The organism is Paraburkholderia sp. Cpub6 (assembly GCF_014201065.1).
Taxonomy (GTDB): domain Bacteria; phylum Pseudomonadota; class Gammaproteobacteria; order Burkholderiales; family Burkholderiaceae; genus Paraburkholderia; species Paraburkholderia tuberum.
Map to the genome: position 1 here is coordinate 1 of NZ_JACHDM010000056.1, position 13253 is coordinate 13253.

9 protein-coding genes are annotated in these 13253 nt (G+C 54.7%); 2 read left to right on the forward strand and 7 right to left on the reverse strand.

Annotated elements, in window-relative coordinates; all coding sequences use genetic code 11:
* The first annotated feature begins 117 nt into the window (after nucleotides 1–117).
* Nucleotides 118–1626, forward strand: a complete 1509-nt coding sequence (locus HDG33_RS35980) for a recombinase family protein (protein ID WP_311548420.1) — start codon at nucleotides 118–120, stop codon at nucleotides 1624–1626.
* Nucleotides 1627–1945: 319 nt separating this feature from the next.
* On the opposite strand, the gene HDG33_RS35985 is transcribed toward HDG33_RS35980, so the two are convergent.
* From HDG33_RS35985 to HDG33_RS36015, 7 genes are all read right to left on the reverse strand, one after another.
* Nucleotides 1946–2878, reverse strand: coding sequence for a LysR substrate-binding domain-containing protein (locus HDG33_RS35985; RefSeq protein WP_090811254.1), 933 nt, complete (start codon nucleotides 2876–2878; stop codon nucleotides 1946–1948).
* A gap of 462 nt (nucleotides 2879–3340) precedes the next feature.
* Entirely contained in the window at nucleotides 3341–4711 is a 1371-nt protein-coding gene (locus HDG33_RS35990) for an MmgE/PrpD family protein (protein ID WP_184040930.1), read from the reverse strand.
* Nucleotides 4712–5023: 312 nt separating this feature from the next.
* Nucleotides 5024–5749, reverse strand: a complete 726-nt coding sequence (locus tag HDG33_RS35995; protein WP_184040932.1) for an ABC transporter permease — start codon at nucleotides 5747–5749, stop codon at nucleotides 5024–5026.
* On the reverse strand, nucleotides 5749–6465 hold the full coding sequence (locus tag HDG33_RS36000; protein ID WP_221311647.1) for an ABC transporter permease: 717 nt from the start codon (nucleotides 6463–6465) through the stop codon (nucleotides 5749–5751). Before HDG33_RS36000 ends, HDG33_RS35995 begins: the two co-directional genes overlap by 1 nt.
* A gap of 49 nt (nucleotides 6466–6514) precedes the next feature.
* Nucleotides 6515–7366, reverse strand: coding sequence for a transporter substrate-binding domain-containing protein (locus HDG33_RS36005; RefSeq protein WP_184040935.1), 852 nt, complete (start codon nucleotides 7364–7366; stop codon nucleotides 6515–6517).
* A 74-nt stretch (nucleotides 7367–7440) separates the two neighbouring features.
* A complete protein-coding gene (locus HDG33_RS36010; RefSeq protein ID WP_184040948.1) occupies nucleotides 7441–8217 on the reverse strand; it encodes an ABC transporter ATP-binding protein in 777 nt (258 codons plus the stop codon).
* Between the two features lie 1109 nt (nucleotides 8218–9326).
* On the reverse strand, nucleotides 9327–10727 hold the full coding sequence (locus HDG33_RS36015) for an MmgE/PrpD family protein (protein ID WP_184040938.1): 1401 nt from the start codon (nucleotides 10725–10727) through the stop codon (nucleotides 9327–9329).
* A 1164-nt stretch (nucleotides 10728–11891) separates the two neighbouring features.
* Here HDG33_RS36015 and HDG33_RS36020 point away from each other — a divergent pair.
* The gene (locus HDG33_RS36020; RefSeq protein ID WP_184040941.1) at nucleotides 11892–12965 is read left to right on the forward strand and encodes an NAD/NADP octopine/nopaline dehydrogenase family protein; all 1074 of its coding nucleotides are present in this window, start codon (nucleotides 11892–11894) and stop codon (nucleotides 12963–12965) included.
* The last annotated feature ends 288 nt before the right edge of the window (nucleotides 12966–13253 follow it).

Here is a 13253-nt window from a genome sequence, read left to right on the forward strand (position 1 = left end):
CATTGCCAGCCATAGGTGTCCACCTCCACGTAGGTGGACACCTATGCTCCTCGCTCATGCCGCCAGCCGATAGACGTCGAAGATGGACCGCTTACGGAGAAGGATCCGGATTTGCGCGTGCAGGACGCCATCCGCTCGGTATTCCGCCAGTTCGGCGCGATTGGTTCGGTGCGTCAGACGTTGTTATGGTTCCTGGAGCACGGCCTGCAGTTGCCGGCATGCATGCCGCGCGGCGAAATCCAATGGAAACGGCCGAGCTACGGCACGGTGTACCGGATCCTGACCAACCCGATCTACGGTGGCACGTATGCCTACGGCAAGACCGAATGCGCGATCCATTACGAGGCTGGGGAACCACGCAAACGTGATCGCCGCAAACCACGGGATCAGTGGCTTGCGCTCATTCCGAATGCCCACGAAGGGTACGTTGACTGGGACGAATTCGAACGGATCCAGTGTGCCATTGGCGGCAACCTGCGTCTGGCCGGACACGCTGGCGCCCCGAAGAACGGTGAGGCCCTGCTGGCGGGACTGTTGCGCTGCAGGCGCTGCGCGAGCAAGCTGACGCTACACTACACGGGTAACAGGCACGACGCCTTGCGCTATAGCTGTCATCGCGGCTGGATGGACAAGGGGCAACCGCGTTGTATTGCGTTCGGTGGCACGCGCGCGGACGCGGCCATCGCCGAGGCGGTCTTGCAGGTCGTTCAACCGGCGGCAATTGAGGCAGCAATCGTGGCGCGCGAAGAAGAGACCCTGAAGCAGGACGAAGTGCTGGCCGCGTTGCAGCGGGATCTTCAGGCTGCACGCTACGCCGCGCAACGCGCGCAGAAACAGTACGATGCTGCTGACCCCGAGAACCGGCTTGTCGCCGACGAACTGGGGCGGCGCTGGAATCATGCGCTACTACGCGTAGAGCAACTGGAATCGCGTATCGAGCAACAGTCGGGCACATCCGGCCAGATACCGCCTACCCAGCCAGAGGAGTTTGCCGATCTTGCCACTGCATTGGAATCGATCTGGCCGCAGGCCGACGCCCGCCTGAAGAAGCGCATAGTGCGCACCCTGATCCACGAAGTCGTCGTTGACGTTGACGACGCAACGAGCGAAATCGTGCTCGTCATTCACTGGAAGGGCGGAGTACATACCGAGATTCGCGTGCCGCGGCGGCGCCGCGGAGAGAACACTACGCATACGTCACGTGAAGCAATTGATGCCGTGCGCCAGCTTGTCCGTATCTGTCCGGATCTGGTGATCGCCGGCGTACTCAATCGCAATGACCTGCGAACCGGCCGGGGTAACTTCTGGACCCAGGAGCGAGTCACCGCGTTGCGCAGCCACCATCAGATCCCGGTCTATTCGAGCGAACGACGTGCTGCTGAAGGATGGATGACGTTGACCGAGGCATCGGCGTTCATCGGTGTGAGCCCCGGAACGCTCAGGCTCGCAGTTGAGCGCAACAAGATCCCAGCCGAACATCCGTTACCCAACGGGCCATGGATCTTCAATCGCAATTCGCTGACCGGGGACGCAGTTACCGAACTCGTCGGACGGGCTCGCGCACGGCGTCGACACCCCACAATACCAACGACACAACAGGGCTCTCTAGATTTATCAACAACATAGCGAGGTGGGGCAGTATGAAACGCACTTGTATAATTCGCGCCGACCACACTCGACGCTCGACTACGTCAGCCCCATGACGTTCGAGAAAAACTGGTTCGCCGCCCAAGAGGGGCGAGCCGCGCAGATCTCTCAGCTATGGGATTCGCCAAACAGGGGCAAGGTCATGATTCAATCAGCCACTGCCCGGCCGGCAGTCATGTTTGCCAGGTCTGAGCGCCCTCAATCCGTCTTCTCGCGAACGCTTCGTCTTCATGCCCGCATAAGGCATCCCGCACTATTTGGTGCACTCATCAGTACGATGATCAATCTCAGCATTCTGCTAGGTTTGCTTTGTCGCCGACTCACCGAATATCTCCGTCCACGCCTCTTCCGCAACCTGTTTAGCGCATCGTTCATACTCCTGAACACGCTCGATGTTTTTCGCCAATCTTGCATGACAAAAATGAAAATACTCGGGAATATCGGGCTTGAACCGCCTGATATCTAAGCGACAGCTCATGTCGATGACAGATAGGGGATGTACCAAGGAAATCCCCAGTCCCGCCGAGACGAATTCACACAGGGTGGGCGTAGTTTCGCTTTCTAACACGACGTTGAGGTCGACGCCGTAGGAACGGATAGCGTCATTGAAAGCACTAGTCGTCCGGTTATCTGCCGCATATCCGATAAAAGGGATTCCCTCAATATGCTCGGGGGTGATAAATTCAAGTTGGCTTAGCGGGTGTCCTTTTGGCATGATGCAAACTAACGGGCTCTCCATGATAGGCGTCACCACCGAATTTGGGCTGCTCATCAAGCTCGTTGTGAATCCAACGTCCATCTGACGCGTGGCGACGCGATCCGACACAATGTTGGACGCTCGCATATGGATCGTCGGACGAACGTCTGGACACCGAGAGAGGAACATCATCGTCGCCCGCCTGATGAATGATCCGGATAATTCCGGAAGCACTCCGATAGCAAAGTGACTCATGTCCTTTCGCCGGATGATTGCGATCGCCTCTTCAATTTGTCTTAGACCCGCAAATACTCGATCGACTTCACCGTACAAGCGCATGCCTTGTGCCGTCGCAGTTAGTCGGCCTTTAACTCGTTCGAACAGTAGAAGACCTGTCTCCTCCTCAAGGTGGACTAGCAGTTTGCTCACGGCAGGTTGGGTCACGTGAAGAACCTCGGCCGCTCGACTCACCGTGCCTTGCTCGATGAGAGCTTTAAATGCCTCTATCTGCCGTAGTTGAATTTGTCTTTTCATATGCCGGCTGCTTTTTCTAATGTCATTCCTAGACTAGGAAAATGCTGATTAACGTGCGGCCCGTTCGGCATGCAGAAGAACAGGCGTCGAAATTTCCGGATAACGAATCGAATCGGCGCTCATTTCGGTGAATTTGGCTCGTAAACGAGCCTCTTGGTTTCCTCGCGCTTGTCTACGCCGATGTAGCCCGCGTCGCCGATCTGTCCTTTTGAAGCTGTGAAGAACGCTTGTTCTGACGGTCGCGGCGTTTACCCGGCACCGCTGAGCGTCCCTGCTAGCAGTCACTTCCATATGCAACCCATTTTCAGCTCCTTGGATGCCGGGTAGACAATGCAACTCGCTCGCTGTATGCAACGGCAGCCACAGCTTGCGGACGATCCTCAACAAGCGGAGACATTTTGTCATTTCTTACATCGATGACCGATGAGTTTCCGAACTACGCGGGCTACACAAATGCCGTTTTTAAACGAACTGGATCTCCGACAAGCTTTCCGTCAAACCACGCATGTCGCCTCGTCTGGCGTCCGAAATGGCCCCGACCACACTGTTCTGCTGCTCGGGAGTGGCAACGAAACGCGTGGCCTGTCGAAACTTATCCTCGAGTTTATCCCACGGAAGACCGTTATCCTTCGGGAAGGTTACAGGTGAAACAAAGCGCTGATCCCCGCATGTGACCGTGACACGGGCCGGCAGCATGCCGCTTTCCGCATAGATCTTGTCCAGCTCCGGACTTAGCGAAAGCTCCACCTTGTGTGAAAGCGCAGTGACAGAGGGATTGTTTAGGACATCGCCAGTCAGTGGCAACAGAGCCTCGTGACCGTAGTACGCTACCAACGCGAGACAATATGGATGACTATACTGAACATCCATTATATCTCGAGGTTCTTTCCAGTTCGAAATGCGTAAGGCCGGCCCGTATGTTTCGACCTCAATCCTGTCGATATTTCGACCCACTAACCGATGTTCTTTGATCAGCTCGATTAATGCATCAAGCGCACCGTGTAGATGCCTGCAACAGCAATACGGCTTAAAGCCCGTCGTGCGAATGTACTGGTAAGAACCGAGGTCCAGATCGTTCGGAAAATTGTAGTAACGCGTTGCGTCCAAGATATTGCGGGCGCCGTGAAATCCGTTCTGCGCTGATGCAAGCGACTCCAAGCCGGTCACGACAGCCCACGTGATGCCCTCCTTGACATGGTTTGGCTCGGGATGCGGTTTTCGGGGAGCGGGAGCGCTCGCCAACGACTGATTGGGTGCACTTTCCCCTGCAATCGCCAAAGCGTGTTCAATCACCTCGCGGGAGGACCGGCGAAGCGCCGCAGCCGTTGCGACGACCGCATAAGGCGCCCACGTACCACTACTTCCGTAGGCGCGCGCAGCGCTAATCGCTGTACCCACTTCATAACCGATGACAATCGCATTTAATAGCTCTCCCAAGGTGGCTTTCGTCTCTTTGGCAACGGCAATGGCTGTTGGAATGACGGCGGCTCCAGGATGGCCCCGAGATGCCGGCGTGTCATCGTCGAGGTCTAGCGCAGAACCGGCGGCACTGTTTGCCCAAGCAGCTCCAATGACGGAACTGGTCTCTCCCGTGAACCAAATAGGAATGTCGCCAGGAGGTCGCGTTTCGTGAGCCGTCTTTCGGATCGCAAGGGCCCCCGCCTGCCCAATTCCAGCGCCAACAGCACTGAGCAGATCCAAGATACATTTGAGCGCGAATTCCAGCGACTCTTCTGGAGCTCGATTTTCCCGCGCCTCCACGATATAAGCGGAAAATTTTTGGACGATCCCGCCTTGGGGATAACGCTCGTCCTCGATTACATTAGTCGTCATGGTGCCTCGATAACATCAATTGAACATTTCGAACTTGATAGTTGGCTGCAAGTGACACTTTAATGCGCAACACCGCGATGTCCACCCACGATCCCGTTTTGCTGTTGGCCTGCCATAATCGACGCAGCCGGGCACTCTTGAAACATCAAGCCGTCGGCCATGAGAAAAAAGCTGTACACAAGGGCCCAACTACCCTCGTGTACCCGGACGGAGCCGCCCGTAACGGAACAATGTCGGTTCGTGCCGTCAGGCCACTTCTACGTCGTCGAACTGTTGATGCGTTCATGGGCGACGGACACCGTACCGAAGTGCTTAATGCATGGCCGCTGCCGCAGAAGATCCGAACGTGCCGCGATCGCGTCTCTTCGGACTAATCCGCCTTTCGATCATGAATATAACTCTGCTGATAAGAAAGTTCATGCTGAGATATATGCAGCCAGCTATCAGAAATACCTCTAGGGGGCGGTAGCTTTCAGAGATGATTTGCTTAGCCACTCCTGTCACTTCGACTATGGTGATTGTCGACGCAAGTGACGTTGACTTGATCATAATCATAAGTTCACTTCCATAAGCTGGGAGTGCTTGCCGCATTGCAATCGGGAAGACAATTCTGCGGAATAAAAGGACGCTCGACATGCCAATTGACCGCGCCGCTTCAATTTGTCCCCATGGTACTGACTGAACACCACCACGAATGATTTCGCTGGTGTATGCCGCAGTGTTCAGCGACAGAGCTAAAATCGCACAAAACCACGCATCGCGAAATAGCGCCCACAGGCCGAGGTGTTCCAAGACAATTCTAAACTGCCCCGATCCGTAATAAATCAGGAACATTTGCACCAGAAGCGGCGTGGACCGCAATACATATACGTAACCATAACCGAGAGAAGCCAAAAGTCTACTGTGTGAAAGCCGAGCCAATGCAACTGGGACCGCAAGCAGAAAACCAACAAAAAGCGACACGGAAGCCAATGCGACGGTCGCAGGAACCGCCGCAAGAAGCTTGGGAAACGACTCATATATCAGCTGAAAATCCATCACCGCCTCCTTACGCCGCGGTTAGCCCACTTCTCTGCTCTCAGAAATCCCTGGTTAGAAATCGAAGAAAGCAAAAGGAAAATCACGAAGGCGACCAGATAAAACGTAAACGGTTCTTTGAAAGATCCAGCTCCGATGGCAGCTGTGCGCATGATTTCAACCAACCCAACAACGGAAATGAGCGAGGTATCCTTTAACGCCAGTTGCCAGACATTCCCCAGACCGGGCAAGGCGAATCTCGCGGCCTGTGGGATAAGAATCCGACGAAGTAGCACTGTCCGCTCCAATCCCATTGCCACTGCCGCTTCAATTTGTCCTGTTGGAATGGCTATGACCGCCGCCCGTATGACCTCTGTCGCATAGGCGCCGGCACTGATGCCGATGCAGAGCACACCGACTGCGAACACGGGCAGTTCTATATAACCTTCGAAGCCGAAAACAGCGTTCGCGACATAGCGGAGCAACGTATCCCCACCAAAGAACACCAGAAAAATTATCAGCAGCTCGGGAATTCCGCGTACGACCGTCGTATAGACGTCAGCTAGAAAACGCAGCAAACTGAAGGGACAGAGTTTTGCCGCGGCAAAAACCGAGCCGAGCAAAATGCCGACGGGAAATGAACACACCGCGACGGCAACGGTCATAAGGGTGCCACGCGCAAATTCATCAACCCACGCTGTGCTTCCCCATGCGAGCACTGAAATATTCACTTTCATTCCCCATCAAATTGAGTTCGGCTATGCATAAACGACCGTATTCACTTACCTATTCCTTCGGCGAATTGTCGAAGCCGAACCACTTGATGGCAAGTCTGCGCAGGCTGCCATCCGAAATTGCTTCCCCGATCGCCTTGTCGAACATCGCACGTAGTTGATCGTCATTTTTGCGAAATCCAACGGCCACTCGGCTGCCGAACGGCCCGTTCGTCATACTAGGGCCAAATGTCCGCAGGTTCTTGCCGTCGGGCTTGTCCATCAACGGCTTGAGGAAATTGAACGAAACCATTCCGGCATCAATTCTCCCCGCCGTCAAGTCGAGCATCATGTCGTCCGTGGTGTCATATGTCGAAACTCTCACGCTCGGCATGAACTTCTTCATGAATGTCTCAAAGTTGCTGCCCACCTGTACCCCAACGGTTTTTCCCTTCAGAGCGGAGGTGATTTTTTTTATCGCTGACTCCTCATCAGCATCAAATTTGTCCAAATTCAGATTTGATGGCGATATTTTGAGAGCGGTTAGATCGCTCGCCGATGTGGTGACGAAAACCATCGGAGTGGTTACGTACGGCCTGGAAAATGAGATAACCTTTTCTCGGGCGGGTGTGATCCCTATTGCAGCCATAATTGAATCGAACCGACCGGACAAGAGAGAGGGAATTAGGCTGTCATAGGCCTGATCGACGATTTCGCAGTGCAATCCCATCCGTCGGCACAAGTCGCTAGCTACATCGATCTCAAAGCCAACCATCTTGCCGCTCTTGTCCTTGAAGGCATACGGAGCATACGAAGCTTCGGTACCAATCGTGATTCTCTTGTACTCCGTGGCCATAACAGGGTCGCTGAGCATCAATGCAGCAGACAGCATTCCAATAAGCAGGCCGATTTTTAGGAACTTCATGAGCATCTCCTGGACTATGTCCTATCTTCTTCGTTTTACGATTCTCGGAATTTCAATATCGCGTTTTAAGTCAGTCAAAGTACACGCGAGAGAAATTCACGACATCTCGGCGATGCTGGATTTTTGAAAACCTCTTCTGGCGTCCCTTCTTCCTCAATGCGTCCCCTTTCAAGAAAGATCATCTTGTTGGAGACATCACGAGCAAAACCCATCTCATGAGTCACGACTATCATCGTGCGCCCCTCTTCCGCCAACTTCCTGATGACTTTTAGCACTTCTCCCACTAATTCGGGATCGAGTGCGGAGGTCGGCTCGTCGAAAAGGAGCGCAGCCGGTTGCATCGCGAGCGCACGCGCGATGCTTACTCGTTGCTGCTGCCCACCAGACAACTCGGATGGGTAACACGCGTGCTTGTCCGCAACGCCAACTTTCCCAAGGAAATCCATTGCCCTATCGCGCGCTTCGTTCTTTGGCAGCTTCAGCACATGGACTGGCCCTTCCATCACATTTTGCAGCACGGTCATATGGGACCACAAATTGAAGCCCTGGAAGACCATACCGAGTTGCGTGCGCATCTGGTCAACTTTCTTGCGATCCATCCCGACGACGCGACCGGTTGCGTCGGTGTCCACGCTGATCTCCCGCTGCCCCACCGCGATGCGGCCTTTGGTAGGGACCTCAAGGAGATTCATGCACCGCAAAAACGTACTTTTTCCCGACCCAGAACTGCCAATTAACGAGATCACGTCGCCCCGCTCAGCCTGAAGCGAGACCCCTTTGAGCACTTCGTGAACGCCGTAACTTTTGTATATGCCATCGGCTACGAGAGCCGGTGTTTTATGGCCCACCATGCCGATCGTGGTCCCGCCCGCCTCTGGGGTCATTGACAAGGCGTAACTCGCAGATTGGTACGCCGATCGAAGTGCATTAACCACCTTCATCTCATCTCCTCATGACTGAACATCTCAGGTTTGACATTTACGTCAACCTGAGAAGGATTATCGTTATAGATATTCATTAAACGTTGTACTGCCTTGCGCTTTCGGACCTGCAATGAACGCGATGTAAGCGCCAAGCACACTCGACGGACGAAAAAAAGGCGGCCGCCGGTCGTTCGCTCGATTTACGCCCGTCTCAGCGCCCAGCGATTGCGGATAAGCTCAGAATACGTATGCCCAAATTGGGTGTCAAAGTCGAGTTGAGACACGATGGTATTCCTCCGGGTTATACCTTCCTTGCGTTACATCGGGCACGTTTGCGGGTCGCACGAGCGCATGTTGAGGTTGCGCCCCAGACTTCGGTCGCGTGCCCGTTCTGGATTTGGCACAATTTGCACCGCGTACGCAATCCGAGCATTCTGATGTCAAGGAGACCGCCGCACCCCTTCGAAAATGGCCGTCCCCAGGCGCCAACACATCACAGAACCTTCCGTGATCGAGCCCCTTTTACTCTTCGATCCAATTTAACGATCGCTTGAGGGTCGAAATTGTTCCAAGGTTTTCGTTTGCCTTCGGCCGATCGGCAGGGCGCCCGCAATTTGACTACCAATGTCATAAGCGACCAATGATCTCTTGACGGGCGAGGTAGGCGCTGGCTTGCCTCGGGCTGCAAGCGATGCGGCAATAACGCGGCGATGGGCTGGCCCTCGTGGGCAGGCGCGTGAGGATGTCCTTGAAATTGCGTGCGGGTCTTGCCTATTGAGTTGCGCGAAGCGTAGTAAGCCACCGGCCGATACGCGCGTCTTCGCCGGCGGCAAAGCGCATGAAGCTCGCACGGCTGTAGCCGAGGCGGCATACCAGTTGCCCCCGATATGTCCCTCTAATGTAAATACACCCGGTGCGTAGTCGAGCTTCTCCCGGATGTCCTCGCCGATTCGCACGCGTTTCATCACCGAAACGGTGATGAGGCTAACCTCAATCCTTGAAGTTATCCCCCCCAAAAATCATATTATTAGAGCTTCTTAGGCATTGGCACGCGCAATACTATTTGCGTACGAAGTACTCATACAGGCCTTTAACGGCTCCAAGTCGGCTTTTGAGCGCAGTTCTTCAACCGCGGCGAGCAGTTGCTCCTGCTGCGCAACAGTGGCGTGAAACCGCGTCGCCGCAACGTACTTTGCCTTGAGTTCTTCCCAAGAGAGGGAGTCACCGGCTTCGCCGCGTGGCTCGGTAACCTCCGATACATACAGACGTCCCCCGCACACGATTGTGACTCGCGCGAGTGTTCTGGCAGGGAATTGTTTATCAATTTCGGCGTCGACCGTTAGCGAGACCTTGTTGGCGAGTGCGCTTACTCCCTCGTAAGTTAAGCAGTCTATCGTGAGGGGCAAAAGCGACTCTCGTCCCGCGAGGGCGGCGAGGGCCACGCAATAAGGGATGCTGTACTGAACGTCAACAAGGGTAGCTGGGCAGGTCTGATTCGCGATGCGCAGCGCCCCGCCGTACGTCTCGATGTCGATCGCCTCAATCGCCTTCGCGTCGAGTCGATATTGCTCGATCAGCCTCAGGGTGGCTTCCAAGGGCGGGTGAACGTGCCGACAGCAGCAATAGAGCTTGTAGTAGGCATTGCAGATATGCAGAGACTCCCCGAGGGGCGATACGTCGGCAAACCTATAGAGCAGACCGCTGTCAAGTATGTTCCGGGGACCGGTGAACCCGCCTTCTGCGAGATCGAGCGCGAGCATCCCGGTCACTACGGACCATGGTATGCCCTCCTTAATGTCGCTGCTCTCCGGTGTTGGGAAGGAGAGCGGTGGCGCGCTCATGAACAACGAATTGGGCGCGCTTTCGCCTGCGATAGCCAACGCATGCTCGACTACACTACACGAGGCACACCTCAAGGCCGCGGCTGTTGCGACAACTGCGTAGGATGACCACGTACCTGTCGTACCGTATGTTGTACGGGCCGCAGCGATTGATACGCCGACTTCATAACCGATGACGATTGACGCGATCAAATCTTCCAGCCCGGCTCCCATTTCAGCCGCAACCGCAAAGGCCACCGGAATGACCGCCGCGCCCGGGTGCCCGCGCGCGCGTCGATGCCCGTCGTCGAGATCTAGCATCGACGCAGCCGCGCTATTCGCCCACGCAGCACCGACGACCGAACTGCCCGTTCCCGTGAACCACATCGGTATATCGCCCGATCCCAGATATTTACATGCTGTCGCGCGAATTGCGACAGCACCTGGCTCGCTAGCCCCTGCCCCCACCGCGCATAAGAGGTCAAGGATGCGTTTTAGCGCAGATTCCCTGGCAACCCCGGACACCCGCCTACCGCGAGCTTCGACGACATAAGATGCAATACGATGAATCGTGCTTGGCTGCAGAGAAAGCTCGTCATCAGGCGGTGAATTGTTCATGACGTTCCAGAATTATGTGACCGACCAAACGTGCGTAACGCACAAATCTATGTTCAAAATGATTGCACCGCGTGCGACCGCCCAGGGATCCGATGGAAGCCCTTGGTCGTCGCCACGGATACGACGGACGGGTCGTAACGTCTCCAAGGCGACTCGAAGCTTTGTCAATGAGCATGCGAGTACTTGCCGTGAAAAATCGGAATGCCGCTTTTCGCAAGTAACCCGAACCGACCACCTCTGGCAACAGCTACGCCGATCTGCGACGCCCGACCGTCCTTAATAACAATTGTGCGCTGATGCTACTGTCAACCCTCCCGATGCTCACTCGAGTGACGAGACATGTTAGGCGCGTCTCGTCGAAAAATCAAAGTCTGATTTTTAAACGTCAACATTCCAGAAGGTTATAGCGCTGCATTGCTTTCTCCCGAGCATTTAACGAAATGCAAGGTCTATTGGCGAGTACATCGTCTCTGCCTAAACGCCAGAAACAAACGGGAATATGTCGTTGCGCAATGACCCAGGTCCGGGCGCGAAAGGAAGCGAGCTGAACCATACGAAGAACATCGCACTACGGACGGAATCCGCTTTTGTCCTGCACCAAAACCCCTATCCACGCGCAGCGTACCGAATGAGGCACTGATCTCGACGTCCAGCGCGGGAGATCACGAAGCTGCAGACGTTGCTGAAACGATAAAGACACATGGCTTGGAGCAAAGGTGCGAGGTGAACTGCCTGAGTTGCTCACTTCCCTAAAGGCAACTTCGCACCCATAACCTCCCAGAATACATCCACGATCAAACCGGACTTTGACACGACATTTTTGCCTCTCTATTCTGAGCCCCATTAGCTTTGCTTCTCGCTGGATAAGACGGAACGTGCCTTTTCTTCCGCAGTTTGATGCAGCCAATAAAAGCCTTTACAAGGACAAACGCTTGTCTTGCAACCGATAGTGTTTTCGCACGTAAGAGCATCGCATTGAGCACAAAAACCCGCCACACTCAATGTAGTTTTGCAGATCGATGCTATCTCATATGCGAAGAACGTCTACGTGACGTTTCGTTTGCCCTCTCCTAAAGGCGATGGGTTCGAGCTTGGGCTGAGAAATTTAGTACATAACCGCCTAGGTCGCGCACGGCCAGTGGACTATTCCAAGGTATAAGGTACATGCAAGTGACAATCGTGGGAGCTGGCGCAATCGCTTTGGGTTATGCGGCGTATCTCATACAGAATGGACATAAACCGAAAGTTTGGTCTCCATCGGGAGCCCGGACTGCAGACTTCGTTGCTGGACTTCCCCTTCACGTGAAAGGAGCGGTCGAGGGAGAGTTCTACTTAGAAGTCTGCGGGAAAGCGGAAGATGTTGGCGACGCCGATGTCATTATTTTGGCATTGCCGGCCTACGGATACCGATTCGTCCTCGACAGCATCATCCCTCATATCCGCGCACACCATAGCGTAATCATCAGCGCTCATCTTTCATTTGCCGCTCTCTACATTTCCCAGCGCCTTGCGGCGCGGGGGCTCGTCATCCCCATAGCAGCTTGGAGCACCACGGTGCTAACGTGCAAGACTCAGTCTGCGAGAGCTATCACGGTAGGCACGATCCGCGCCAAGGTCGACATGGCCGCATTTCCAACCCGCCACATCCACCGGATTCATACCACTTGCGTTTCACTCTTCGGAGACCGGTTCGCACTGACGGACGACATGCTGACGCTGACGCTCAGCAACATTAATCCGCAAGATCACATGGGTATTGCGCTAGCCAACTTGACCCGTATTGAGAAAGGCGAAAGCTGGAGCCAAAACTCCAATCTGACACCAACAGTCGGGAGGCTCCTTGAGGCTCTAGACCAAGAGAGACTTACCATCGCAGCAGCATTCGGAAAGTCAGTGAGAACGACCTTTGATCATTGCAGGCTGTCTTTTGGCGTGGTTGGTGACTCACTTTCGGCAATATCGGAGCAACTGGTCCGGCAAGGGAGTGATCCGCTCGGCCCGAGAGATATCGCCACACGCTACGTGCTCGAAGACGTGCCGTTCGGGTTGGTACCGACGCTTCGACTCGCCGAACTGGCTGGGGTGAGAGCACCCTTGCACGAGGGCGGCGTGGTAATTCTCGGCGCTTGTTACGGTCGGAACTTTGTGGCGGACAACGACATTCTTCCCGAGATTGGACCGCTTCAAATCGACACCCTCAAGAGGCTTGTGGTCGACGGCTATGCCGTTCCAACCTAGATGTCATTACATCCGGCGCGGCGCTCGATGGGCGTCCGAGTCCGACGCCACCGATGCAATAAAACCACAAGCACTATGCCGCAAATCCAGACTTGGAGTTTATGAGAAACCAAAATGAAGATTAAAACGCTACTGATCGCTCTGTGCGCAACGTCCATTCCATTTGCGGCATTCGCGTACGATGGAAAGGAACTTACTAAGCCGAAACAAAGTAACCGGACATGGGTCAAGCCGCGTAGCGGACTGACGGATGTTGAAACATGGATCGGACCAAGGCCGGAATCTTCT